The organism is Duganella violaceipulchra (assembly GCF_019166075.1).
Lineage (GTDB): Bacteria > Pseudomonadota > Gammaproteobacteria > Burkholderiales > Burkholderiaceae_D > Rugamonas > Rugamonas violaceipulchra.
Genome location: NZ_JAHTGR010000007.1, coordinates 169,075 through 193,293, shown reverse-complemented (window position 1 = coordinate 193,293; position 24,219 = coordinate 169,075). Strand labels below are relative to the sequence as shown.

At 63.5% G+C, this 24,219-nt stretch carries 22 protein-coding genes; 10 read left to right on the top strand and 12 right to left on the bottom strand.

The annotated features are described in order from the left end of the window. Position 1 precedes the first annotated feature (1 nt). Positions 2–481 (bottom strand): hypothetical protein, encoded by a 480-nt coding sequence (locus tag KVP70_RS15115; protein ID WP_229224839.1) that lies wholly within the window; start codon positions 479–481, stop codon positions 2–4. Between the two features lie 223 nt (positions 482–704). Between KVP70_RS15115 and secA the strand changes: the two genes are divergently transcribed. Beyond that, positions 705–3,488: a preprotein translocase subunit SecA gene (secA, locus tag KVP70_RS15110; RefSeq protein WP_217943046.1), complete on the top strand. Its 2,784-nt coding sequence runs from the start codon at positions 705–707 to the stop codon at positions 3,486–3,488. A gap of 67 nt (positions 3,489–3,555) precedes the next feature. Here the strand turns inward: secA and KVP70_RS15105 are convergent, their stop codons facing one another. Then, a complete protein-coding gene (locus KVP70_RS15105; RefSeq protein WP_217943045.1) occupies positions 3,556–4,311 on the bottom strand; it encodes an NYN domain-containing protein in 756 nt (251 codons plus the stop codon). A gap of 121 nt (positions 4,312–4,432) precedes the next feature. Then, complete coding sequence (locus KVP70_RS15100) at positions 4,433–6,517, bottom strand: TonB-dependent receptor plug domain-containing protein (RefSeq protein WP_229224838.1); 2,085 nt, start codon at positions 6,515–6,517, stop codon at positions 4,433–4,435. 144 nt (positions 6,518–6,661) lie between these two features. Here KVP70_RS15100 and KVP70_RS15095 point away from each other — a divergent pair, with 144 nt between their 5' ends. Further along, positions 6,662–7,774 carry a sensor histidine kinase gene (locus tag KVP70_RS15095; protein ID WP_217943044.1) on the top strand — a complete coding sequence of 371 codons (1,113 nt, stop codon included), beginning with the start codon at positions 6,662–6,664 and terminating at the stop codon, positions 7,772–7,774. A gap of 5 nt (positions 7,775–7,779) precedes the next feature. Further along, positions 7,780–8,532: a LytR/AlgR family response regulator transcription factor gene (locus KVP70_RS15090; protein WP_217943043.1), complete on the top strand. Its 753-nt coding sequence runs from the start codon at positions 7,780–7,782 to the stop codon at positions 8,530–8,532. Here the strand turns inward: KVP70_RS15090 and KVP70_RS15085 are convergent. The 3 genes from KVP70_RS15085 to KVP70_RS15075 form a co-directional block, all read right to left on the bottom strand. Beyond that, positions 8,529–10,532 carry an ATP-binding protein gene (locus KVP70_RS15085; RefSeq protein ID WP_262311781.1) on the bottom strand — a complete coding sequence of 668 codons (2,004 nt, stop codon included), beginning with the start codon at positions 10,530–10,532 and terminating at the stop codon, positions 8,529–8,531. The two genes, KVP70_RS15090 and KVP70_RS15085, sit on opposite strands and share 4 nt — an antisense overlap. A 74-nt stretch (positions 10,533–10,606) precedes the next feature. Further along, positions 10,607–11,008 (bottom strand): type 2 periplasmic-binding domain-containing protein, encoded by a 402-nt coding sequence (locus KVP70_RS15080; protein WP_217943041.1) that lies wholly within the window; start codon positions 11,006–11,008, stop codon positions 10,607–10,609. Between the two features lie 15 nt (positions 11,009–11,023). After that, a complete protein-coding gene (locus KVP70_RS15075) occupies positions 11,024–12,238 on the bottom strand; it encodes a porin (protein WP_217943040.1) in 1,215 nt (404 codons plus the stop codon). Between the two features lie 392 nt (positions 12,239–12,630). On the opposite strand from KVP70_RS15075, the gene argJ reads away from it, so the two are divergent. From argJ to KVP70_RS15050, 5 genes are all read left to right on the top strand, one after another. Next, complete coding sequence (argJ, locus tag KVP70_RS15070; protein ID WP_217943039.1) at positions 12,631–13,869, top strand: bifunctional glutamate N-acetyltransferase/amino-acid acetyltransferase ArgJ; 1,239 nt, start codon at positions 12,631–12,633, stop codon at positions 13,867–13,869. A gap of 1 nt (position 13,870) precedes the next feature. Beyond that, positions 13,871–14,743 carry an ATP-binding protein gene (locus KVP70_RS15065; protein ID WP_217943038.1) on the top strand — a complete coding sequence of 291 codons (873 nt, stop codon included), beginning with the start codon at positions 13,871–13,873 and terminating at the stop codon, positions 14,741–14,743. After that, the gene (locus KVP70_RS15060; protein WP_217943037.1) at positions 14,740–15,144 is read left to right on the top strand and encodes an NUDIX domain-containing protein; all 405 of its coding nucleotides are present in this window, start codon (positions 14,740–14,742) and stop codon (positions 15,142–15,144) included. The genes KVP70_RS15065 and KVP70_RS15060 overlap by 4 nt, the downstream gene beginning before the upstream one ends. Positions 15,145–15,164: 20 nt before the next feature. Continuing rightward, a complete protein-coding gene (locus KVP70_RS15055; RefSeq protein ID WP_332844098.1) occupies positions 15,165–15,587 on the top strand; it encodes an anti-sigma factor in 423 nt (140 codons plus the stop codon). Between the two features lie 92 nt (positions 15,588–15,679). Beyond that, complete coding sequence (locus KVP70_RS15050; protein ID WP_217943036.1) at positions 15,680–16,567, top strand: DUF3667 domain-containing protein; 888 nt, start codon at positions 15,680–15,682, stop codon at positions 16,565–16,567. A gap of 7 nt (positions 16,568–16,574) precedes the next feature. Here the strand turns inward: KVP70_RS15050 and yacG are convergent, their stop codons facing one another. The 4 genes from yacG to KVP70_RS15030 form a co-directional block, all read right to left on the bottom strand. Further along, positions 16,575–16,748 carry a DNA gyrase inhibitor YacG gene (yacG, locus tag KVP70_RS15045; RefSeq protein WP_217943035.1) on the bottom strand — a complete coding sequence of 58 codons (174 nt, stop codon included), beginning with the start codon at positions 16,746–16,748 and terminating at the stop codon, positions 16,575–16,577. A 9-nt stretch (positions 16,749–16,757) separates the two neighbouring features. Next, positions 16,758–17,513 (bottom strand): cell division protein ZapD, encoded by a 756-nt coding sequence (gene zapD, locus KVP70_RS15040; RefSeq protein ID WP_008445477.1) that lies wholly within the window; start codon positions 17,511–17,513, stop codon positions 16,758–16,760. A gap of 65 nt (positions 17,514–17,578) precedes the next feature. Further along, on the bottom strand, positions 17,579–18,217 hold the full coding sequence (gene coaE / locus KVP70_RS15035) for a dephospho-CoA kinase (protein ID WP_217943034.1): 639 nt from the start codon (positions 18,215–18,217) through the stop codon (positions 17,579–17,581). Between the two features lie 7 nt (positions 18,218–18,224). Next, positions 18,225–19,100 (bottom strand): prepilin peptidase, encoded by an 876-nt coding sequence (locus tag KVP70_RS15030; RefSeq protein ID WP_229224837.1) that lies wholly within the window; start codon positions 19,098–19,100, stop codon positions 18,225–18,227. Between the two features lie 173 nt (positions 19,101–19,273). Here KVP70_RS15030 and KVP70_RS15025 point away from each other — a divergent pair, with 173 nt between their 5' ends. Beyond that, a complete protein-coding gene (locus KVP70_RS15025) occupies positions 19,274–19,549 on the top strand; it encodes a hypothetical protein (RefSeq protein WP_217943033.1) in 276 nt (91 codons plus the stop codon). A 144-nt stretch (positions 19,550–19,693) separates the two neighbouring features. Beyond that, complete coding sequence (locus tag KVP70_RS15020) at positions 19,694–21,214, top strand: phosphoethanolamine transferase (RefSeq protein ID WP_217943032.1); 1,521 nt, start codon at positions 19,694–19,696, stop codon at positions 21,212–21,214. A 12-nt stretch (positions 21,215–21,226) separates the two neighbouring features. On the opposite strand, the gene KVP70_RS15015 is transcribed toward KVP70_RS15020, so the two are convergent. Next, a complete protein-coding gene (locus KVP70_RS15015) occupies positions 21,227–22,450 on the bottom strand; it encodes a type II secretion system F family protein (protein WP_217943031.1) in 1,224 nt (407 codons plus the stop codon). Between the two features lie 10 nt (positions 22,451–22,460). After that, positions 22,461–24,194 (bottom strand): type IV-A pilus assembly ATPase PilB, encoded by a 1,734-nt coding sequence (gene pilB / locus KVP70_RS15010; protein ID WP_217943030.1) that lies wholly within the window; start codon positions 24,192–24,194, stop codon positions 22,461–22,463. Positions 24,195–24,219: the final 25 nt, after the last annotated feature.

Below are 24,219 nucleotides of genomic sequence, written 5' to 3'. Positions count from 1 at the left end.
CCTAGGTTTGCCGCCGACGGGCCACCATCGCCTTCAGGGCCGCGATCAGCGTGGCGTTCTGCGGGGTGGCCTCCAGCATATCGCCGAGCTCGTCGAAGGCCGCCACGGCCGCTTCCGTCAGCCACAGCGAGCGCATCTGCTCCTTGATCTCGGCCGGTTTGGTCATCAGCACCTTCAATTTCACGCCGTGCACCTGCCAGCCGCGCCGCGCCAGCGTGTCCTGCAGCTTGGGCAGCTGTTGCTTGAGCTTGGCCGCCAGCGAGGCGTTCGGCAGCGACAAGGTCAGCTGCCCATCCTCGAACGCCAGGATTTCGGCGTACTGGAACATGGCCGGCAGCGCCGCCGCGCAGTCTTTTTGCAGCGAGGCCATGCGCTCGATGGCGGGCAGCAGGGCCGCCATTTTGTCGTCGCGGCGCAGGAAATCGGTCGCCTCGACGGCGGTGCGGCGTTTGATGGACAGGTTGGAAGAGTTGAATCGCATGCGCAGCAACATATCACAGCGGCAAAAAAACGTCACCACCGGTTAAAATAGCTTAATTTTGTGACATTGTTCACTCTTGGGCTATTGTTAAACCGGTCAATAACCCAATGTAGGCGCGGACGCATGATAAAATCACCGTCTTTTGCCATAGTCGAACTCCGTGCGGTAAGGCGTTTTTCCCCTACAGAGCTTTTTTTAACGGCGTTTTTTCAAGAATTCAAGCATGTCATTACTGACCCAGATTTTCGGTAGCCGCAACCAGCGGCTGCTCAAGCAATACCAAAAAACGGTACGCGAGATCAATGCGCTCGAGCCGGCGATGGAAAAACTGACCGACGCCGAGCTGCAAGCGAAGACACCTGCATTCAAGGAACGCATCGCCAATGGCGAATCGCTCGATGCGATCCTGCCCGAGGCGTTTGCCGTCTGCCGCGAAGCAAGCAAGCGCGTCTTCAAGATGCGCCACTTCGACGTGCAGCTGATCGGCGGCATGGTTCTGCACTACGGCAAGATCGCCGAAATGGGCACCGGCGAGGGCAAAACCCTGACCGCGACCCTGCCGGCCTATCTGAACGCGCTGTCGGGCAAGGGCGTCCACATCGTCACCGTCAATGATTACCTGGCGCAGCGCGACGCCGAAACCATGGCCAAGCTGTACGGCTGGCTGGGCCTGTCGACCGGCATCAACCTGTCGCAGATGGAGCACGCCACCAAGCAGGCGGCCTACGGCTCCGACATCACCTACGGCACCAACAACGAATTCGGTTTCGACTACCTGCGCGACAACATGGTGTTCGAAGCCCGCGACCGCGTGCAGCGCGTCCTGAACTTCGGCATCGTCGATGAAGTCGACTCGATCCTGATCGATGAAGCCCGCACCCCGCTGATCATCTCCGGCCAGGCCGAGAACCATACCGACCTGTACTACAAGATCAACGAGCTGCCAGGCCTGCTGACCCTGCAGATCGGCGAAGAAACGCCGGACGGCAAGGGCAAGGTTGAAGTCCCGGGCGACTACACCAAGGACGAAAAAGCCCACCAGGTGCTGCTGACCGAAGCCGGTCACGAAAAAGCCGAAGCGATCCTGACCCAAATGGGTCTGCTGCCGGAAGGCGCCTCGCTGTACGACTCGGCCAACATCACGCTGGTGCACCACCTGTACGCGGCGCTGCGCGCGCACGCGCTGTACTTCAAGGATCAGCACTACGTGGTGCAGAACAATGAAGTGGTGATCGTCGATGAATTCACCGGCCGTCTGATGACGGGCCGCCGCTGGTCCGACGGCTTGCACCAGGCAGTCGAAGCGAAAGAGGGCGTGAAGATCCAGAACGAGAACCAGACCCTGGCCTCGATCACCTTCCAGAACTACTTCCGCATGTACGGCAAGCTGGCCGGCATGACCGGTACCGCCGATACGGAAGCCTACGAATTCCAGGAAATCTACGGCCTCGAAACCGTGGTGATTCCGCCTAACCGTCCTTCGCAGCGCAAGGACCGTCAGGACCAGGTCTACAAATCGTCGGCCGAGAAGTACAACGCCATGATGCTGGAAATCCGCGAATGCTACGACCGCGGCCAACCAGTATTGGTCGGTACCACCTCGATCGAAAACTCGGAACTGCTGTCGGGCATCCTGACCAAGGGCGGCCTGCCGCACAACGTCCTGAACGCGAAACAGCACGCCCGTGAAGCGGAAATCATCGCCCAGGCAGGTAGCCCGAAAGCGATCACCATCGCCACCAACATGGCCGGTCGCGGTACCGACATCGTTTTGGGCGGTAACGTCGAGAAGCAGATCCAGTTCGTTGAAGCCAACGCTGAATTGAGCGATGCCGACAAGGCGGCGCAATCGAAGGCGCTGCGCGACGGCTGGCAGGCATTGCACGAGCAGGTGGTTGCTGCCGGCGGCCTGCATATCGTCGGCACCGAGCGTCACGAATCGCGCCGCGTCGACAACCAGCTGCGCGGCCGCGCCGCACGTCAGGGTGACCCTGGCATGTCGCGTTTCTTCCTGTCGCTGGACGACCAACTGCTGCGCATCTTCGCGGGCGACCGCGTGCGCGCCATCATGGACCGCCTGAAGATGCCGGAAGGCGAACCTATCGAAGCGGGCATCGTCTCGCGCTCGATCGAGTCCGCACAGCGCAAGGTCGAGGCACGCAACTTCGACATCCGTAAGCAGCTGCTGGAATACGACGACGTCGCCAATGACCAGCGCAAAGTGATCTACCAGCAGCGTAACGAGCTGCTGGAGGCGACCGACATCTCGGAACTGATCCAGTCGCTGCGCCACGGCGCCTTCACCGACCTGGTACGCGAATACGTGCCGGCGGAATCGGTGGAAGAGCAGTGGAACATCAAGGGCCTGGAAGCGTCGCTGGCGTCGGAATGGCAGATCGACCTGCCGTTGCGCGCCATGCTGGAAAAAGAACAGAACCTGAACGACGACGACATCCTGGAGCGCGTGATCGCTGCGGCCGATGCGCTGTACCAGTCGAAGATCGACATCGTCGGCAAGGAATCGTTCGGCGGCTTCGAACGCAACGTGATGCTGCAAAGCGTGGACAGCCACTGGCGCGAACACCTGGCGGCGCTGGATCACCTGCGCCAGGGTATCCACCTGCGCGGTTACGCGCAGAAGAACCCCAAGCAGGAATACAAGCGCGAAGCGTTCGAACTGTTTGGCCAGATGCTGGATATGATCAAGAACGAAGTGGTCAAGCTGATCATGACGGTGCGTATCCAGTCGCGCGAAGAGATCGACGCGGCCGAAGCGGCCATGCAGCAGTCGCACGTTGAAAACGTGAGCTACCAGCACGCCGACTTCAACCCGAACGCCGCGCCGGAAGAACTGCTGGCGCCAGCGGCGATCGGCGGCCTGCCGCCTGAGCTGCAAGGCCTGAGCGGCGAGCAGCTGATGGAGATGGGCCTGAAAGTCGGACGCAACGACCCATGCCCATGCGGCAGCGGCAAGAAGTACAAGGCCTGCCACGGCAAGCTGGCATAAACAAAAAAACCGGAGCTAGTCTCCGGTTTTTTTATGTTATGTGGCGCGAGCTCCTTTGCTCGCGCGCCTACCAATGCAACGGCTTCCGTATTGGTTTCTTTTTGGTTGGAACGGTGGGCGGCAGTTGTGCGTCATCCAGCTGTTCGTCAGTCAAATGCGTGATATTCCAATGCGAATATTTTGAAAGCGAACCGCTGGTTCTCCTACGTATATTTTTCCCGGAGTTGGGCGGGTGGACTGGCGTCACCAGACCAATCATGATTTCTTCAAAGTCCATTCTGATGGCCGACAATGCAGGCTCAGCATCGCTGTCATTCGACATTAAAATCATACGATCGCACTGTCGTCTGGCAGCATCCCGGTACATGCGGATCGCAAGATTGACATCCGTTTTCTTCTCTTCCAGCTTCCATACACGAACCCGTTTAGTTCGGTCGTACGGTTGTCCCTCAACAAATACTGGCAGTAAAGCACCGTCTTTGTCATACGCATGGCTACCCAAGACTATCTCAATCCGGTCGCCATAAATCGCCTTTAATGCTCGATGGTACGCGGACTGAGCTTCCACGGACGCCGTTCCGTGCGTGGCGAAAGTTGCTAATGCTGGGGCGGTGAAAAAAATGACCTTGTCCAGGGTTTCGTTCTGGTCTCGCCGTAACAGTAACGCTTCGAAGAACTTCACAATATCGAACCACTTGAATCGCGTACCCCGTAAGCGCCCATAGTAAAGGTTGTAGCCATCAACGTAGGCCACAGTCTTCCCGCTCGACGCATTGTTCGTGAACACCAGCTTGCTCTCTTTGGATGTGAAAAAGCCGCCCATAAGAGCGGCTCTTCCGTCCCGAGTGAGGGCCAACTTAATGACACTACAAGGGATGAGTGGTATCTCAATGCTAAACCCGATTAACTAGCTTGTCAATTCTGTATGGTGCCGTGCCGTGCGTCTAAAGTTGTTGCTCGTAGACGGCCCGGATACCGGCGCGAGTGGGTGTGTTGGCGGTGCGGGCGCTGCTGTAGCCGCTGTCGGCGTAGAAGCTGCCCAACAGTTGGTCCTGGTGCAGGACGTTCAGCAGCGATATGCGCAGCCGTGATTTGCTGTCGAACTTCCAGAGCGCGTAGCCGTCCAGGGTGCGCGTCACACCGGTGTAGCTGGCGAGGTTGCCGCTGATCCTGACCATGCCGCCAGTCTGCAAGCCGGCGTTGAAGCCCAGCGTTAATGCTCCGGCGGGGCGGTAATCCAATCCAACGTTGGCGCTGAAGGGAATTTGCGCGCTGAGGCGATTGTCCGGTCCCGGCACCGCGTCCAGCCGCGACCAGTTGCGCGAGGCGTTGGCGCGCACGTCGACCGGCCATGCGCTGAGCGGGAATTTGGCGTCGAACTCGATGCCGGCCACCTTGGCTTTGCCGCCGTTGAACGGCGTCGTCACCCACGAACCGTTTTGTTCGAACAGGCGCTGCACCGTCACGTCGCGGATGCGCCGCGCGTAGGCCGATACGCTCACCGAGCCCTCCTTGCAGAAGTACGATTCATACGCCGCGTCCAAGCCCCACGCCAGTTCCGGCCGCAGGTCGGGATTGCCCTGCACGTCCGGATTCGTTGGGCCGTTGTCGTTGTTGATGGTGTAGCGGCGTGGCAGCAGGTCGCGGGTTGGCGGCGCCTTGTAGGTGCGGGCGAGCGCCAGCCGCACCTGGTCGCGCTCCTGGTTCGGCAGCTTCCACATCATCTGTGCCACCGGACTGAAAACGCTGGAGCGGTTTTTCACCGCCGCCAGCTGGGCGCCGTAGGTGCGGGTGTCCAGACCTTCCCAGCGCAGGCCGAGATAGGCCTGCAAGCGCGTCGTCACGTCCCATTCGTCCTGGGCGAAGAGGGCGATGCGGCGCACGCGCGCTTCGTACTCCTGCAGCAGCTGGCCCAGCGCAGCGCCGCTGGCCGCGCTGTCGTCCTGGCGGCGCATCTCGCTGCGGCGCGTGTCGGCGCCGTCCCAGCCGATGGCGAGGCTGTGCGCTTCGCGCAGGCGGGTCAGGTATTTTCCGCTGGTGGTGAGGCTATCGTCGTCGGCGGTCGATGTGACTGCGCGCGTGAACAGCGGCGTGCCCCCCGCGCTGGCGCCGTGGAAGGCGTAGTCGGTGTTGCGGTGGTTGTAGTCGTAGCCGAGCTTGACGCTTAGCTTGCCACCCGCGCCGACCAAGTGCGTCCATGTCACGCCGCTGCGCAGGAAGGCTGTATGCGACACAGCGTTCCAGTCGCTGTCAGGATAGGCGGTCGATGCGCCGTAGATGGTGGTTTCGCGGGAGTCCCCGTGGCTGCTGGTGCGGTACAGGTCCAGCAGGTTTTGCCATGCCAGCGTGTCGCCGTTTGCCAGCGTCCAGTTCAGGCGCGGCGCCAGATTCAGCTTGGTCTGGTGCGATGCGTTCAACTCTGCAAAGGTGCGCAGCGCGGCCGGTCCTTCCACGCGTTCCGTGCTGCCAGGCGTGTTGCGGAAACCGGTGTCGCTCAGCGTGGCGGCCAGGCCGTACGATAGCGCGCCCTCGCGGTCCGCAATCTGCATCGTGGCGGAAGGTCCGGTCACGCCTTGCAGGTTTTCCATGCCCAGTTTGAGGTCGCGCTGCGCGCGGCTGCCTTTGCGCAGGATGACGTTGATGCTGCCCGCCATGGCCTGTGCGCTGTATTCGGCCGATGCGGTGCGCAGTATCTCGACGCGCTCTATCAGTTCGGGCGAGATGGCGTCGATGGACATGCCCTGCGGCGCGGGCTCGCCGTTGATCAGCAACTGCGTATAGCCAGCGCCCAAGCCACGCATGCGCACCTCGCCACCGGCCACGGAGATGCCGGGCTGGCGCTTGAGCAGGGCGGACAGCGTGGTGTCGCCATACAGTTCGATGTCGGCGCGGCCGACCACGATCTTGGCCGCCGTGTCGTTGCGGCGCAAGGCCTGGGCGGCGGAACCGGTGATGTCGACCCGCTGCATGTCGGCGCTATCCTGCGCGCTGGCGCCCGCCGCAAGGCAGAGCAGTAAAAGAGGTTTCATGAGTTGTGCGAAAGTTAATCCGGTGCGGAGTATCGCGCCGGACATGCCGCGCCGGAGCGCCTTTGTGACGAGCGCCCGGATTGCCGTGACGATGTTGCGCCGCCGCGCATTTTGGCGGTCCATGCCGCTGATATACTCGCCATCATGGATCAACCCTCACTCACCTGGCGCGTAGTGCGCAACACCTTGCTGGTCAATCTGCTGGTGTGGGGCCTGCTATGCGCGGTCGGCGCGGCCAGCGTCTACAGTGACGTGCTGCGCGAAGGCGGCAACCGCAGCTACGGCCGCGTGATGCTCAATTGGGATATGAACCACGTGCTGATGATGACGCTCAGCTTCGGCCAGTACCTGGTCTTTCGGCGCTGGCCCGAGCTGACCGCCAGCGCCCGCGCCATCGCGCGTTGCTACGCGGTGGTGGTGTTCATCTTCCTGCCGGTGCAGTTGCTCTACATGGCGATGCTCGATGCGGTGCGCGCCGATGGGGTGCTGGACCTGGCCCATGCCTGGCGACTGTTCCTGTCGCCGCACGGTTTTAACGTGTTCCTCGAATTCGCCTGGGCGACCGGGACCTACACGGCGGTCACCGCCATCTGCATCTGGCGCCGTAGCCAGGCGCGCGACAAGGCATGGCAGCAGGCGCTGACCGACAACCTGTATCTCAACCTGGAACTGGAACGCCAGCGCATGCTGGCCCTGCGCGCGCAACTGGAGCCGCATTTCATCTTCAATGCCCTGAACGCGATCAGCGCGCTGGTGCGTACCAGCGACGGCGACCTGGCGCTCAACGGCATCAACCGCCTGAGCGACCTGCTGCGCTACGCGCTGACGGCCAGCGGCCGCGATTGGGTTAGCGTCGGCGAGGAACTGGCCTTCGTCGGCGACTATCTCGCCTTGCAGCGGTTGCGCTACCGGGCGCGCCTGCAGGTGCAGATGGATATCGGCGACGTTCATGGCGGAGAGTGCCCGCCATTGCTGCTGCAACCGCTGATTGAAAACGCCTTGCGCCACGATCTGGATTGCCACGAGGGGGACAGCGATATCCGCATCCACATGCGGTGCGAGGGTGCGCAACTGCACATCCGCATCAGCAATCCTGTCACGGCGGACGCGTCGCCGAATCCGGGGCTCGGGATGGGACTGGCCAACACGCGGGCGCGCTTGCAACTGGCCTATGGCGGCGAGGCGTCGCTCGACAGCGCCTTGCGCGACGGTCGCTATGAAGTGGTGATCCGCATGCCTTTGTATTCGAAGGAGTGACGGCGATGCGTGTCTTGCTGGTCGACGACGAAGAACCGGGGCGCATCAATTTGCGCTACGCGCTGGCGCGGCATCCGCAGTGGCAGGTGGCCGGCGAGTGCGCCAGCGCCTCCGCCGCCCGCGAGCTGCTGGCGCGGCAGGAGGTGGACCTGGTGTTCCTGGACGTGCAGATGCCGAAGGAATCGGGCATCGACCTCGCGCGCAGCCTGAGCGCGATGGCGGAGCCGCCGTTGATCGTGTTCGTCACCGCCTACAACGTCTACGCGATCGAGGCCTTCGAAGTACACGCGATGGACTACCTGCTCAAGCCTTTCGACGATGCCCGCCTGGCGCAGACGCTGGAACGCGCGGCGGCGATGCTGGCGCAGCGCCAGCAGGCGGGCTTCGCGCCGGCCTTGCGGGCCTACGTCGCCGCGCAGACGGGCTACTGGCAGCAGGTCAGCGTGCGGTCGATCGGGCGTATCGAGTGCATACGGCTTGAGGACGTGCAGTGGCTGGAGGCGGACGGCAACTACGTCAAGCTGCACCTGGAAAAGCGCTGCGTGTTGTACCGCATGCCGCTCAGCCGCTTGGAGGAACACCTGGACCCGGTGCGTTTCGTCCGCGTGCACCGTCGCGCCATCGTCGCTGCGGTGCAGTTCTCGTCGATGTCCGTGGTGGGCGACGGCAGCTACCTGCTGGCGCTGCGCTGCGGCGATACGGTGGCCGTCAGCGAGCGCCATGTGGAAGCGGCGCGCGCCCGTCTTGCCGCAGGCTAGCGCGAAGCGTCGCGCTGCGGCGCGGAGTAGGGCAGCAGCATGCGCACCGCCGTGCCCACGTCGGGCGCCGAGTCGATGGTGATGCGGCCGCCCAGCACGCCGGTGACGATGTTGTAGACGATGTTCATCCCCAACCCGGTCCCGCCCTGGCCCATCTTGGTGGTGAAGAAGGGATCGAACACGCGCTTCAGCACATCTTCCGGCATGCCGACACCATCGTCGCTGAACATCAGCTCGACGATGTCGTCGTCCACCGCTTCCGCGCGCACCGTGATGGTGCCGCCCTTGCGCTGGTCGAAGGCGTGGTTGAGCGCATTGTTGACGAGGTTATTCAGCACCTGGTACAAGGCGCCGGGATAGGAGTCGAAGCTCAGTCGTTCCGGAATCTGCAGGACCACCTCGCATTCGGCGCGGCGCAGGCGCGGCATGTAGGTGGCCATGGTGTCGTGCACCGCCGACAGCAGGTCGAACCTGCGGCGCTGGTCGTTGGTCTGGTCGACGGCGATCTGCTTGAACGACGAGATCAGCTCCGCCGCCTTGTGCAGCGAACCGGAAATCAGCTGGCTGGCCAGGCGTACTTCCTCCAGGTGCGAGGTCAGCTCCGAACGCCGCAGCGCGCCGGCCGCCACGTGCAGGTCGAACTCCACCACCCGGTCGCGCAGCGCGGTCGATGCCAGCAGGCTGTTGCCGATCGGCGTATTGAGCTCGTGCGCGATGCCCGCCACCAGCGACCCAAGCGAGGCCATTTTCTCGGCCGCCAGCAGTTCATCCTGCGTATGCTGCAAAGTCGCCAGTGCCGCACTCAGGTCGGCGTTGGCGCGCTCCAGCGCCGCCGAGCGTTCGCGCACGCGCGACTCCAGCGATACGTTCAAGTCCTTCAGTTCGCGTTTGGCGTTGAGTTCTTCGGTCAGGTCCAGCAGCGCCCAGATGATGGAGTCGTTGCCGTCCAAGGTCAGCGAGGACGACCAGATCGCCACGCTGCCGACGCTGCCGTCGGGCAGCAGCACGCCGGCGATGGCGCCGTGCACCGCGCCGTCGGTCTGGTACATTTTCCAGATGCGGTCGCGCTCCAGCGTGCTGGCCCAGAACGGCACCTCGTCGCTGCGCTTGCCGATCAGGTTGGCGGCGCCCGCGCCGAAGGTGTGCGTGACCGCGCGGTTGGCGGCGACGATGCGGCCGTCGCGGTCCGACACCGTCAGCGGCAGCGGCGCCATGTCGAACAGCGTCTTGAAGCGCGCCTCCGATTCCGACAGCCGCAGCTGCGATTGTTCCAGCTGCGCGATGCGCTCGCGCAGCGCCGCGCTCATGGCGTTGAGCGTGCGCGTGAAGACGGCGATTTCGTCGTCGCCTTCCACCGGCAGCGCCTTGTTGTAGTCGCCCAGCGCCATCTGCTGCGATTGGTCGGTCAGCGCGTGCAGGCGGCGCCCGATGCCGTGGGTGAAGGCGTAGAACAGCACCACGCCCAGCGCCAGCCCGACCAGCGAGATCACGCCGCCTTGCAGCATCACTTCGTCGCGCGCCTTTTTCAGGTCCTTGGTGGTGAGGCCGAAATTGATGGAACCGACGCGGTTATCGCGCAACAGCAGCGGCGAGCGTGCGTGCAGCATGGTGTCGTCGAGCAGGGTGCGCACGCCTTTGAAGCTGGTGCCGCCGCCTTGTCGCAGCAGCTCCGGCAAGGGGCCTTTGCGCTTGCCGGCTTCGATGATGGGTTTTTCGTTTTCGTCGAGGATGACCAGGTAGCGCACAAAACTGTCGTCCGGGTCGGACAGCATTTCGGTCAGGTAGTTGGTCAGTTCGGGAAGGCGGCCGCGCGTGGCGTAGGGGCTGAGGGAGAGATTGAGCGTGACCGCGTACTCGCGGGCGACGCGTTCGGCGTTGGTGCTGACGGCTTGGTTCATCAGGCGCAGGCTGTTCCAGATCAGCAGGCCAACCACCAGCGCCTGGATGACGGCGCTCAGCAGCAGAAATTTCGCGCGCAGCGATAGACTCAAAACGTGCACTCCTTGTGGCGTTGCCAGGAGCGCATGTCCCTGCCGTCCACGCGGGACGGCAGGGGGCCAGGGCTACCTGGAGGTTAAGGCAGGGTCAGGATCACTTTGACGGTGTCGTCCACTGCCGACTTGTCAATATAACCGATCGCCTTGGGATCGGCAGCAACTGCTTTCTTCACCTCGGCGTTGCTCGGGTATTCCTTCGGTGGCGTGGCTTTGCCGGTGAACACCAGCTTGGACCACAGGGCCTTGACCTGCGCCGGGTCCTTTTCCGCGACCTTCTGGTAGAAGTCGGCGCGGATGTGTGAACCTTCGGCCTGGTCGACCGGCGTGAACAGGTTGGATTTGCCGAGGAAGAATTGCGAAGCCTGTTCCGAGAACATGCGGGTCGCCGGGTTCTTCTGGCTGACGATGACAACGGTTTCCGCCGAAGCGCCGGCTGCGGCGAACGACGACAGCAACGCGGCGATGATCATTTTTTTCATGTTGTGGACTCCCGATTAGAAGACGAAGTCGAGCGCCGCGGCGACGACGGTGACGTTGTTGTTGAAGCCAGGCTTGACGAAGATCAGCGAGCCGGCCTTGGTCTTAGGCTTGACGCGGTCGACCTGCACTTTCAACGCCAGCGATTTGGCGAAGTCCCAACGCACGCCGATCAGGTCCGAGGTCTGTTCCGGCGACGGCAGCAGGCCGTACACGGCGGCGCCCAGCGGGCTGTTCTTCGGCAGGGCCGCAGGCGGGGTGACCGAGGCGCCGGCATCCTTGTAGGAAGCGTGCGCGTAGTAAGGCAGGACCTTGCCGACGCGATAGCCGACCATGGTGTACCAGGCGTTGGTGTCCGGGATGTAGACCGCTTCCTTGGCGCGACGCTGTGCGTATTCGGTCTGGACCACGATGTTGTGCCAGTCCATGGTGCCGCCGATCGAGGTGAAGGCGATCTTCTTGCCTTCGCTCAGGCCGAGGTCACTGGCCAGCTGCTTGAAGCCGAACTGGTTCAGCGTGCCGGTCAGGGTGTTGATCGGGGCCAGGTCGTTGATCTTCATGTCGGCGCGGGCGTGGGCCACGCGCACCAGGAAGGGGCCGTATTCGCCGGTGAAACTGATGCCGACGGCAGGGGCGCGGTAGGTCGCGACGGAGCCGGCGCCGGTAGGCACGAACAGCTTGCCGCGGCTGACGCCTGCGAAGGCCTGGGTGGTGAAGTTGAAATCGCCGAAGGCGCGCTGGAAGTTGACGTCCGCGCCGTCGACGTTTTCGATCGGGGCCTGGCCGTACATTTCAATCGGAGGACGCATCATGGTGTTGGCGTAGCCGACGTTCTGGTAGTCCGAGATCAGGAAGGTCGGCAGCACGACGCGGCCAACGCGCACGCTCACTTCGTCGTTGATGCGGGCTTTCAGGAAGGCCCAGGTCAGGTCGGTGGTGAAGGTCGGGCTGGTGTTCTTGCGGGTCAGGATCTGCGCGGTGCCGGACAGCCAGTCGTTGATCTTGTAGGTCGCTTGCAGGCCCAGGTTGGTGTCGAGGCCGATCTTGGCCTTGTCGCCCACGCCTTCGGCCTGGTTGTAGCGGGCAAATTGCGCCTGGTCGGTATTGCTCTTGGCCACGCCCAGCGTGCCGAAGCCGCTGATGGTCAGGTTGTCGTCACCCAGTGTGCCGGCCTGTGCCTGCATGGCGGCGGTGGCGGCAAATACGGCAGCTACTAAAAGTTGCTTTTTCATGTGGTCTGGTTCCTTTGATTTGTTGTCAGTTGTTTCTTGCTATTGGCGATCGTGTCGCCTTGTTTGTCTCGTGACATGCGGGGATGGGGCACTCGGGCTAAACCTTAAACTAATTTCCGTACGGCATGAATTCATTTCTTGCAAATTAGAACGTACGTACTAAAATGTTGTAGTTTTTGAGCGGAAAACAACGATTTCCTCAATGAATTCATGGGGTTGTACGACATCCTTCTAGTGCTTTTTGAGCAAATTTGCGCTTAAGTTATGCTTTTTGGCAACTACGTCGAATTTGTAACTGATGGTTATCACGGGGAGGGAATGATGCGATGCGCCAATTTGGCCGTCAGGTATTACAATAGCGGCTCCCACTTTCCACTCACGAGAACACTCCTATGGCCGTCAATTCCCCTCTGCCCGTCGCCTCCGCACTGAAGCCTGTAGCCGGCATCGAAATCGGTTTTGCCGAAGCCGGCATCAAGAAGCCGAACCGCAAGGACGTGCTGGTGATGAAAGTGGCGCCTACCGCCACCGTGTCCGGCGTGTTCACGCTGAACCGCTTCTGCGCCGCGCCGGTGCAGATCGCCAAGGCCCACCTGGCGGCGGCCAAGGAAAGCGGCAAGCCGATCGCCGCGCTGCTGATCAACACCGGCAACGCCAACGCCGGCACCGGCGAGCTGGGTCTGGCGCTGGCCAATGAAACCTGCGCCGCGCTGGCCGCGCAGCTGGGCTGCGAAGCGTCGCAGATCCTGCCGTTTTCCACCGGCGTGATCCTGGAGCCGCTGCCGGCCGCCAAGGTGATCGCCGGCCTGCCGCAAGCGGTCGCCGGCCTGAAGGCCGACAACTGGTACAACGCCGCCGAAGCCATCATGACCACCGACACGCAGCCGAAAGCCGGTTCGCGCACCGTCACCATCGGCGGCCACACGGTCACCATGAGCGGCATCAGCAAGGGCGCCGGCATGATCAAGCCGAACATGGCGACCATGCTGGGCTACCTGGCGCTGGACGCCAAGGTGGCGCAGCCGGTGCTGGACGTGCTGGTCAAGCAGGTGGCCGACCAGTCGTTCAATTGCATCACCATCGACGGCGACACCTCGACCAACGATTCCTTCATGCTGATCGCCACCGGCGCCGGCACGCTGGAAGTCAATTCGGTGGACTCGCCTGAATACGCCCAGCTGGCGGCCGCCGTGACCGAACTGTCGCTGTTCCTGGCGCAGGCCATCGTGCGCGACGGCGAGGGCGCGACCAAGTTCATCACCATCACCGTGGAAGACGGCGCCAGCGTCGAAGAGTGCCGCAAGATCGCCTATTCGATCGGCCACTCGCCGCTGGTCAAGACCGCCTTCTTCGCTTCCGACCCTAACCTGGGCCGCATCCTGGCCGCCATCGGCTACGCCGGCGTCGACGACCTCGATGTCAGCAAGCTCAATCTGTACCTGGACGACGTGTGGGTGGCCAAGAACGGCGGCCGCAATCCGGACTACAAGGAAGAAGACGGCCAGCGCGTGATGAAGCAGAGCGAGATCCTGGTGCGCGTCAAGCTGGCGCGCGGCGCGGCTGCGGCCACCGTCTACACCTGCGACCTGTCGCACGACTACGTGAGCATCAACGCCGACTACCGTTCCTAACATGGCGACGCCTCTCGAACAATTCCTGGTGCGCGCCGAAGCCTTGCTGGCGCGCGTGGAGGCGGTGCTGCCGCAGGCGCCGCGCGAGCCGGACTGGAAGCTGGGTTTCGCTTTCCGCTGGCGCAAGCGTAACGGCGGCGGCGCCAGCTACCTGCAAGCGGTGGCCCACGTGTCGCCGATCGCGCTGGACGACTTGCAGCACATCGGCCCGCAGAAGGAGCAGATCGAGCAGAACACCCGCCAGTTCGTGCAGGGCAGGCCGGCCAACAACGTGCTGCTGACCGGCGCGCGCGGCACCGGCAAGTCTTCGCTGATCAAGGCCTGCCTGAACCAGTTCGGCAAGGACGGCCTGCGCCTGATCGAGGTGGACAAGGCCGACCTGGCCGAGCTGCCCGATATCGTCGACATCGTGGCGGGCCGGCCGGAACGCTTCATCGTCTTCTGCGACGACCTGTCGTTCGAGGAAGGCGAGAGCGGCTACAAGGCGCTGAAGGTCGCGCTGGACGGCAGCATCTCGGCGCAATCGGACAATGTGCTGATCTACGCGACGTCGAACCGCCGCCACCTGATGCCGGAGCGTATGTCCGACAACATGAGCTACAAGCACGACGAGGATGGCGACCTGCATCCCGGCGAGACGGTGGAGGAGAAGATCTCGCTGTCCGAACGCTTCGGGCTGTGGCTGACGTTTTACCCGTTCAAGCAGGACGACTACCTGGCCATTGTCGGCCACTGGCTGTCGTCGCTGGGTTGCAGCGAGGCGCAGATCGAAGCCTCGCGCGCCGAGGCCCTGCGCTGGGCCTTGCAGCGCGGCTCGCGTTCGGGCCGCGTGGCCTGGCAGTTCGCCAAGGACTACGCCGGGAAGCTGGCATGAGCGGCGCCCGACCTGTGGACGTCGCCGTCGGCATCCTGATGAAGCCCAACGGCGACGTGCTGCTGGGCCAGCGCCCGACCGGCAAGCCGTACGAAGGCTACTGGGAATTCCCCGGCGGTAAAGTCGATCCGGGCGAGACCGTGCTGCAGGCGTTGAAGCGCGAGTTCGTCGAGGAGCTGGGCCTGGTCATCAACAGCGCCGAGGAATGGTGCGGCATCGAGCACGTGTACGAGCATGCGCACGTGCGGCTGCATTTCTTCATCAGCCGCGACTGGAGCGGCGAGCCGCAAAGTCTGGAGGGCCAGGCCTTCGCCTGGCAGGGCGCGGTGGGCGTCGAGCCGCTGCTGCCGGCCACCATTCCGCTGCTGGAGTGGCTGGACATGGTCCGCTACGGATCGTGATGGAGCGCTGGTGGAATAGTGTGAGCGTCTGGCGCGGGCTGGCCGGCATCGCGCTGGCGGCCTGCATGGCGCTGGGCGCGTTGCTGGTGCTGCGCCCGCCGCCGCCGGGGCCGGCCTGGGTCGCGGTGCTGTCGGCGCCGCAGGACCGCAACGCCGGCTGGATCGCCTCGGTGAGCGTGAACCGTGAGCTGACGCTGACGCCGCTGCACGACACCATCGTCGCCAACCGCAAGGCGCTGCAACTCTGGATATCCGCACCGGGCTGGACCGCGCCGGTGTCGCTCGGTGTGCTGGAGCAGGACCGCCAGCTGAACCTGTCGCTGGACCAGCTGCCGCCGCTGAGCGCGGAGCCGAGCTTCGAGATCACGCTGGAGCCGCAAAGCGGCTCGGCCGCACCGGCCGGGCCGATACTGTACAGCGGGCAGGCTGTCAAACCGCACTGACAGGCAGAGTGTTGTATCTGCGAGCATTGCAGTTTGACTAAGTTTTCGACACTGCCTATGATGGCCGCCTGTTTCCACAAACTTCCTTGTCAATGAAATTTGTCAGTCTCGGCCCACGGGCCCATGATGTGCGTCCCAAGTCCACCGGTTCCTGCCACGATTGCGCCGCGCCGGTGGACGGCAAATATTGCAGCCAGTGCGGCCAGAGCAGCCATGTGCACGTGGCCTCGGCCGGCGAATTCATCCATCATTTCATCGGTCACTTCGTGGCGGCGGAGGGCAAGTTGTGGCGCACCTTCGGCGATCTGCTGGGACGTCCGGGCCAGCTGACGGTCGACTTCATCTGCGGCCGCCGCACGCGCCATATCGATCCGCTGCGTCTGCTGTTGACGGTGTCGATGCTGGTGTTCGGCGCGCTGAAGCTGCAGACCCACCTGGTCGACAACAAGCAGCCTGAGCGCAAGCCGGCCACGGTGCAAACGCAGGACGCGAAGTCGCTGGAAAAGCCGTTGACCACGCGACTGATGGTGGACGTGTTTGAACGCCTCAGCCCGACATTTCGCGAACATCTGGATAAGTACGAGGCGCTGCCCAACGAAGCCAAGGCCGCCGTCTTGTGGGAGCCTTGGCTAAAGCTCGGGCCGACGCTGATACTGTGCCTGATTCCAGTCGTTGCGCTCTTTCTCAAGCTGCTCAACGCGGGAACCGGCTGGCGTTATGGCGAGCACCTGGTCTTTTCGATGCACCTGCAGACCTTCGCCCTGCTGGACTTCCTGGCCTGGATGCTGCTGGCGGAGGTGACGGAGTATGGCGCGCCGATCGCCTTGCCGGTGCTGGCCGTGTACATGATGGTCGCGCTGCGCCGCATGTATGGCGGGAGCTGGCTGGTGCAGGCGGTTCGCTGGGTGGCGCTGGTGTATCTGGAAGTGAAGGCTTTCCTGCTGATGAGCCTGATCGCCTTCTTTACTTCCCTGCTGTGAGTCCGGCTTATTCTTCGTCGTTCGGATCGACCGGCGGCGCGGCGGGGATGGCGTATTTTTCCTCGGCCCAGGCGCCGAGATCGATTTGTTTGCAGCGGTTCGAGCAGAACGGACGGAATTTATTCTCTTCCTTCCACTCCACTTTGGCGGAGCAGGTAGGGCAGTCAACTACGGTGGCCATGATCATTCTTTAAAAGTTACAGAGGGTGAGCTCGAATGGTACATCATCTTCCAGCGGCTTGGGTTTCAGGTCGCCGCCCTGCGAGGTGAAACGCACCCACAGCATGTATTTGTTGGCCGAGATTTCCGGGATCGCGCCCAGCGATTCGTCCAGGGTCAGGCGCAGCATCTGGTAGACCTTACCCTGCAACATCTGCTGATAGCTGCCGGCCACGGCGATCATCTTGACCGGACCGCCGGAATCGCGCAGCAGGCGCAGCACCAGGCCCAGCGCGTCGAACAGCGGCGCCAGCGGCGCGAACCAGGTGGCGATGTCGTTGAAGCGCTGCTCGGCCGGACGCTTTTGCCAGGCGTAGTAGGACGGCAGGTCGAACTCGCAGGCGCCGCCGGGAATGATGGTGCGGCCGCGGATGCTCATCAGCCATTCGTTGTCGCGCACGTTCTGGCCGGTCTTGCCCTGGGCCGCGACCAGCGCGCTGCTCACGCCATCGAGCTCGGCCAGGATGGCGTCCAGCGTTTCCGCTTGCACATTGGGGTTCATGCGGTAACCCAGCAGCGATTGGCGCTGGCGTTCCAGTTCTTGCAACAGGTCGGATTTCAAGTCGGCGCGGCCGGCCACCTCCAGCATGTCGAAGATGGTCGCCAGCGCGACGTGGTGCTGCATAGGGTGTTCTTGGTGCACAAAGAACTTGAATTTCTCGTACAGATCCTCTAATCGCAACAACGTGCGGATGCGCTCGTTGAAAGGATATTCGTAGACAATCAAAATAACATCCCTCAGTAGTTGGACTTGCGATTAATTCCCGTGATTTTGAAGCAAGCCAAGCAAAATTACAAACGTTGCGAAGGTATTGTCGCCGTTCTTTTCGAAAATGCCAGATATAAATCGTGAAGTCGCGCGATTTGGGGCGTCAAAGCCTCGATTCCGCCGCCGTTTTCAATAATGTCGTCCGCCGCGTCCAGTCTTTGCTGGCGGCTGGCCTGCGCCGCCATGATGGCGCGGACCTGCGCTTCCGGCAGATTGTTACGCGCCATCACGCGCGCAATTTGCACTTCTTCCGGACAGTCTACCGCGAGTACGCGCGTCACCCGCGCACGCCAAGTGCCCGATTCGACCAGCAGCGGCACGGCGAAGATCACGTAGTCGCCGGTGGCGGCCTCGGCGGCGGCCAGCGCGGCGTCGCGGATGCGCGGATGCAGGATGGCTTCGAGGCGGGCCTTGGCGCCGGCGTCGGCAAACACCAGGCTGCGCATGCGGGCGCGGTCGAGCGCGCCGCTGGCGTCGGCGAACCCGGCGCCGAACTCGGCGACGATGGCCGGCATCGCCGCGCCGCCCGGCGCGGTCAGGCTGTGGGCGATCTGGTCGGTGTCGACCACGCTGGCGCCGCGCGCGGCGAACATGTCGGCCACCGTGCTCTTGCCGCTGCCGATGCCGCCGGTCAGGCCGATGGAGAAGGGCAGTGTGCTCATCGTCCGCTTACAGGTAAGGATAGAAGCTGCGGGTGAACGCCATGATCGGCTCCTGGTACAGGAAGACGATCAGGCCGGCCGCCGCCAGGTAAGGGCCGAACGGGATCTGCAGATCGAAGCCGCGGCGGTTGATCGCCATCAGCGCGATGCCGACCACCGAGCCCACCAGCGACGACATCAGCACGATGGCCGGCAGCGTCGCCCAGCCCATCCACGCGCCCAGCGCGGCCAGCAGCTTGAAGTCGCCGTAGCCCATGCCGTCGCGGTGACGCACCAGTTTATACGCCCAATTGACGGACCACAGCGCCAGATAGCCGGCCGCCGCGCCGATGACGGCGTCGTGCAGCGTGGCGAAGGTGCCGTTGACGTTCATCAGCAGGCCGGCCCAGATCAGCGGATAGGTCAGGTCGTCCGGCAGCAGCTGGGTGTCGAAGTCGATGAAGGTCATGGCGATCAGCAGGTACAGGAACAGCAGGCCGGACAGGCCGGCCCAGCCGCTGCCGAAGTGCCACACCACCAGCGCCGACAGCACGCCGGTCAACGCTTCGATGGCCGGGTAGCGCGCCGAAATCGGCGCCTTGCAGCTGCTGCATTTGCCGCGCAGGACCAGGTAGCTGAGCACGGGGATATTCTCCAGCGCGGTGATCTGGTGCTGGCAGTGCGGGCAGGCCGAGCGCGGCACCATCAGGTTGTAGCGTGTGGTGTGCGGCTCTTCCTTGCCGGCCTCGACGGCGCAGTAGTTGTCCGATTCGCGCTGCATCATTTTCGGCAGGCGGTGGATCACCACGTTCAGGAAGCTGCCGAACAGCAGGCCGAACAGGCCGGCGATCAGGCTGATGGCGAACTCGCCGGCGGGGGCGAACAACAAGGTTGGTTCAGGCATAGGTCGGGCCGCGTGGGTAAGGACAGTGGCTCATATTAAAGCATTACGGCAACATTGCGGAACGGTTTTTCAGCGCGCGCCATCCGCCGCAAGCCCCTCCTTGGGGATATGGGAATGAAGTTGGAATTCAGGCAAGGTGGAGGGCCTGCCACCACGCATCGTGGAGTCCGCTTTTGTTCCCGCTTATCCTTTTGCTGTTGGGCGTGCTGCTGGCCTGCCTGGGCGCCGCCGTGCGCCGCCACCGACGCCGGCTGGCCGAGCGCGAACGCGCCACGGCCGCGGTGCAGGATGCGCTGCTGCAGGCCATGCAGGGCCTGATCCTGCGCTTCCAGAGCGTGGGGCATCGCCTGCCGGAGGGCAGCGCCGAGCGCGCCGCCATCGACGCCATCCTCGACCAGGCCGACGAGGCGCTGGCCGAGGCGCGCAACCGCATGGCGGCGCTGCGCTGACGCCCTCCGAATAATTGCCGAGAGGAAAAGTTAATCCATGGAAACAGTTCGATTATAATAACGGTCCGACGCCCACGCAGTAGCAGTGCCCCCTTCCGGTTGCCGCGACGACAGCAGGCTTAACCATTTCCTCTCCGATTGCTGATGCAGATTCCCCGCCTGGCGCGCAGCGCGCTGTACTATGCCGCTGCGCTGGTACTATCCTTCCTGTTTATCCGTGCCTTCGGCTATCACGCCAAAGCGAACAACGTCCTCAATATCTGCGGCTTGCTGTTGCTGTTGCTGGGCAGCGGGATGGGCGCGTTGCGGATGGCGGCCTATGCCCTGTTGCTGGCGGCCGCCATCTATATGCCGGTCGGCATGGTGTACGGCAAGCCTGATTTCCTGATCATCGCCTCGCTGCTGCAATCGAACCGCAGCGAATCGATCGAGTTCATTGGCCAGATGCCGGTCGCGAACTTCTTGCTGGCGCTGACCTTCGCCGCTGCGGCCTGGGTCTTTGTGTTCCGGCTGAACCAGGAAGGTTGGCAAAAGCAGCGGCGGCTGGCCGGTGTGTTGATCGCCGTGCTGTCGCTGGCCGCGTGCGCCAAGTCGATGCAGTCGGCGCAGGGCCAGAAGGAAATCCTGGCGTTGGATTTGCCGCGCAGCGTAGCCCAGGCCATGCAGCAATATCACAAGGAACAGCAGGGCTTCCTCGCCGTCCAGGCGGCCAACCAGTGGCAGGTCCGGCACCTCGGCAGCCAGTACCGCAACTATGTGATCGTGGTCGGCGAGAGCGTGCGGCGCGACCATATGTCGCTGTACGGCTACCCGCAAAAGACCACGCCGTTCGCCGACCAGGCCAACGGCGTGTTCATCGACGGCTATGTCTCGCCCGCGCCCAACACCTTTGTCTCGGTGCCGCGCACGCTGGCCGAAGCGTCCGATACGGAAGTGGCGTATGGCAGGAACGTGGTGGCGCTGGCCAGGCAGGCCGGCTTCCGCACCTACTGGCTGTCGAACCAGGGCTATGTCGGCGAATACGACAGCCCGTCGTCGCGGCTGGCCGCCAGTGCCGACGTGGTCCATTTCACCAAACTCGGTTCGAGCCTGTCCACGAATATCGACGACCGCGTGCTGCTGGCGCCGTTGGTGGCCGGGCTGCGCGACGGCCAGCGCGGCCCCCGTTTGTTTGTGCTGCATTTGATGGGTTCCCATCCGGCCTTCTGCGACCGGGTCCAGGGCGAGGAACGGAATTTCACCGCGTCCAGCGCGGCCATGCGCTGCTACCTGGGCTCGATCCGGCACACGGACAGCCTGCTGGCCGACGCCTACCAGGCGCTGCGCGCGGCCGGACAGCCGTTCTCGATGATTTATCTGAGCGACCACGGCCTGCGCCACAAGGACCAGGGCACGGCCGATGCATCGCTGGTGCACGACGACCGCTACCGGCAAAACTATGCGGTGCCGTTCTTCATCCTGTCCAGCGACGCCACGGCGCACACCACGCTGCACAAGGCGATGAGCGGCGTCAATTTCGTCCGCGGCGCGGCGCAGTGGATGGGTATCCAGGCGGAAGGGCTGCCGCGCTACGAGTTCACGTCGCCCGCGCCGGACGCGCCCATCCAGGTCTTCAACGGCAGCAGCTACCGGCCTTACGGCGGTTTGCAGGACGACCCGGCCTGAGCGGCCGGACCGTCAGACCACCGAACCGAGCTTGAAGATCGGCAGGTACATGGCCACCACCAGGCCGCCGATCAGCACGCCCAGGATCACCATGATGGCCGGTTCCATCAGGCTCGACAGCGCAGCGACGGCCTCGTCCACTTCCTCCTCGTAGAAGTCGGCCACCTTGCCCAGCATGGCGTCCAGCGAGCCGGACTCCTCGCCGATGGCGACCATCTGCGTCACCATGTTCGGGAACACGTCGGCGTTCTGCATCGCCACCGTCAGGCTGGTGCCGGTGCTGACCTCGTTCTGGATCTTGCGGGTGGCGTCCAGGTACACGGCGTTGCCGGCCGCGCCGCCCACCGAATCGAGTGACTCCACCAGCGGCACGCCGGCGGCGAACATGGTGGCCAGGGTGCGGGTCCAGCGGGCGATGGTGGCCTTGCGGATGACGTCGCCGAACACCGGCAGGCGCAGCAGCAGACGGTCCATGAAGCGCTGCATCTGCAGCGAGCGCTGCCACGCTCGGAAGAAGAAGTAGATGGCGCCGAAGATGCTGCCGAAAATCAGATACCACCAGGCCACGAAGAATTCGGATATCGCCATCACGAACAAGGTCGGTGCCGGCAGGTTGGCGCCGAAGCTCGCGAATACTTCCTTGAACGCCGGCACCACCCAGATCATGATCACCGCCGTGACGATGAAGGCGATCGCCAGGATCGACACCGGATACATCAGCGCCGACTTGATCTTGGCCTTCATGGCCAGCGTCTTTTCCTTGTAGATCGCCAGCCGCGTCAGCAGGTCTTCCAGGATACCGGCCTGTTCGCCGGCGCCCACCAGGTTGCAGAACAGCGGATCGAAGTACAGCGGGAACTTGCGGAACGCCTGGTTCAGGCTGGTGCCGGTCTCGATATCGGCGCGCAAGTCCATCACCAGCTTGGACACCGATGGATTGGCGTGGCCCTTGCCGACGATGTCGAACGATTGCAGCAGCGGCACGCCGGCCTTCATCATCGTCGCCAGCTGGCGCGTGAACAGCGAGATGTCCTTGTCGGTGATTTTCTTGCCGCTGCGGTAGGCCTTCTTCTTGACCTTGGTGACCATGATGCCCTGGCGGCGCAGGGTGACGTTGACCACGGCCTCGCCGCCGGCGCGCAGCTCGCCGCGCACGGTCTTGCCGCTCTTGTCCTTGCCTTCCCAGGAAAAGATCGATTCCTTGACCTGGTGGCCCGCGTTGCCCGATGTCGCCATGGAGTTTGTCCTATTCGTTGGTACAGCCGAGCACTTCTTCGAGGCTGGTCAAGCCGTTCCTGACCTTGACCAGGCCGGAGCCGCGCAGCGACTTCACGCCTTCCGCCTCCGACTGGGCGGCGATCTGCATGGCGTTGCCGTTGGCCAGGATGATGGCTTCGATGGCGGGCGTGATCGGCATGATCTGGTAAATGCCGACCCGGCCCTTGTAGCCGCCGCCGTTGCAGCGCTCGCAGCCGACCGGGCCATAGGGCTTCCAGCTGCCGTCCAGCTCATGCTGCTTGAAGCCGGCCTTGAGCAGCAGGTCGTTGGAAATGTCCACCGGCTGCTTGCAGGTGCACAGCCGGCGCGCCAGCCGCTGCGCGGTAATCAGGATCACCGACGAGGCGATGTTGAACGGCGCCACGCCCATGTTCATCAGGCGCGTCAAGGTCGACGGCGCGTCGTTGGTGTGCAGCGTGGAGAACACCATGTGGCCGGTCTGCGCCGCCTTGATGGCGATGTCGGCCGTCTCCAGGTCGCGGATCTCGCCGACCATGATGATGTCCGGGTCCTGGCGCAGGAAGGACTTGAGCGCCACCGGGAAGGTCAGACCGGCCTTGTCGTTGACGTTGACCTGGTTCACGCCGGGCAGGTTGATCTCGGCCGGGTCCTCGGCGGTGGAGATGTTGATGCCGGGCTTGTTGATCACGTTCAGGCAGGTGTACAGCGACACCGTCTTGCCCGAGCCGGTCGGCCCGGTCACCAGCACCATGCCGTAGGGGCGTTGGATGGCGTCGAGCAGCAGTTCCTTCTGGTCCGGGTCGTAGCCCAGCGCGTCGATGCCCATCTGGGCCTGCGTGGCGTCCAAAATCCGCATCACGGTCTTCTCGCCGAACAGGGTCGGCAGGGTCGAGATGCGCAGGTCGATGGTCTTGGTCGGCGACACGATCAGGCGCATGCGGCCGTCCTGCGGAATGCGCTTTTCCGAGATGTCCAGCTTGGCCAGCACCTTGATGCGCGAGACCAGCTTTTCCTTGATCGAGATCGGCGGCTGGGCATGCTCCATCAGCACGCCGTCGACGCGGAAGCGCACGCGGTAGAATTTTTCGAACGGTTCGAAGTGCAAGTCCGAGGCGCCCATGTGGACGGCGTCGAGCAGCATCTTGTTGAGGAAGCGCACCACCGGCGCGTCCTCGACATCGTTGGCGCCGGCATCGGCGGCGGTGTCGGCGGCCGCCGCCTCTTCCTCGGCGAACTGGATGTCGGACTCGTCGCCGCCGAGGTCGCTGATGGCCTGTTCGCTGTCCTTGTTCAGGCGCGCCAGCAGTTGCAGCAGCGCGTCGTGGGCCACGATGATGGGTTCGACCGTGGACTCGGTCTGGAACTTGATCTGGTCCAGCGCCTGGATATTGGTCGGATCGGAGATCGCCACCGACATCTTGTTGCCGCGCTTGGCCAGCGCGATCACGCGCTGCGCCTGCATCAGCTTGTTGTCGATGATCTTGCCCGGCAGCGCGTCGAGGTTGAGCGCCTGCACATCCATCAGCGGATAGGCGAAGGTTTCGGAGCAGAACATGGCCAGCGCGCGGGCGTCGATGGCGCCGCTGGCCAGCAGCACGTCGATGAAGGCGTGCTTGTCGGCGACGGCTTTTTTTTGCAGCATGTCGGCCTGGGCCGCGGAGAGGCGCCCGGCTTGCATCAATGCCCGCGCCAGCCCCGGCATCGGGGCGCCTGGCGCGGCGTTGGGTAGGACTGCTGCCATAGATGCGTCTGCTAGAGGGAGGAGG

Bases quoted from the DNA above. Each gene is read 5' to 3' on its own strand.
- KVP70_RS15100 (WP_229224838.1), bottom strand. From the start codon at position 6,517: ATGAAACCTCTTTTACTGCTCTGCCTTGCGGCGGGCGCCAGCGCGCAG.
- KVP70_RS15050 (WP_217943036.1), top strand. From the start codon at position 15,680: ATGAAATTTGTCAGTCTCGGCCCACGGGCCCATGATGTGCGTCCCAAG.
- KVP70_RS15015 (WP_217943031.1), bottom strand. From the start codon at position 22,450: ATGGCGACATCGGGCAACGCGGGCCACCAGGTCAAGGAATCGATCTTT.
- KVP70_RS15105 (WP_217943045.1), bottom strand. From the start codon at position 4,311: ATGGGCGGCTTTTTCACATCCAAAGAGAGCAAGCTGGTGTTCACGAAC.
- KVP70_RS15095 (WP_217943044.1), top strand. From the start codon at position 6,662: ATGGATCAACCCTCACTCACCTGGCGCGTAGTGCGCAACACCTTGCTG.
- KVP70_RS15060 (WP_217943037.1), top strand. From the start codon at position 14,740: ATGAGCGGCGCCCGACCTGTGGACGTCGCCGTCGGCATCCTGATGAAG.
- KVP70_RS15080 (WP_217943041.1), bottom strand. From the start codon at position 11,008: ATGAAAAAAATGATCATCGCCGCGTTGCTGTCGTCGTTCGCCGCAGCC.
- KVP70_RS15030 (WP_229224837.1), bottom strand. From the start codon at position 19,100: ATGCCTGAACCAACCTTGTTGTTCGCCCCCGCCGGCGAGTTCGCCATC.
- KVP70_RS15090 (WP_217943043.1), top strand. From the start codon at position 7,780: ATGCGTGTCTTGCTGGTCGACGACGAAGAACCGGGGCGCATCAATTTG.
- secA (WP_217943046.1), top strand. From the start codon at position 705: ATGTCATTACTGACCCAGATTTTCGGTAGCCGCAACCAGCGGCTGCTC.
- KVP70_RS15020 (WP_217943032.1), top strand. From the start codon at position 19,694: ATGCAGATTCCCCGCCTGGCGCGCAGCGCGCTGTACTATGCCGCTGCG.
- yacG (WP_217943035.1), bottom strand. From the start codon at position 16,748: ATGGCCACCGTAGTTGACTGCCCTACCTGCTCCGCCAAAGTGGAGTGG.
- KVP70_RS15065 (WP_217943038.1), top strand. From the start codon at position 13,871: ATGGCGACGCCTCTCGAACAATTCCTGGTGCGCGCCGAAGCCTTGCTG.
- coaE (WP_217943034.1), bottom strand. From the start codon at position 18,217: ATGAGCACACTGCCCTTCTCCATCGGCCTGACCGGCGGCATCGGCAGC.
- pilB (WP_217943030.1), bottom strand. From the start codon at position 24,194: ATGGCAGCAGTCCTACCCAACGCCGCGCCAGGCGCCCCGATGCCGGGG.
- KVP70_RS15115 (WP_229224839.1), bottom strand. From the start codon at position 481: ATGCGATTCAACTCTTCCAACCTGTCCATCAAACGCCGCACCGCCGTC.
- KVP70_RS15075 (WP_217943040.1), bottom strand. From the start codon at position 12,238: ATGAAAAAGCAACTTTTAGTAGCTGCCGTATTTGCCGCCACCGCCGCC.
- argJ (WP_217943039.1), top strand. From the start codon at position 12,631: ATGGCCGTCAATTCCCCTCTGCCCGTCGCCTCCGCACTGAAGCCTGTA.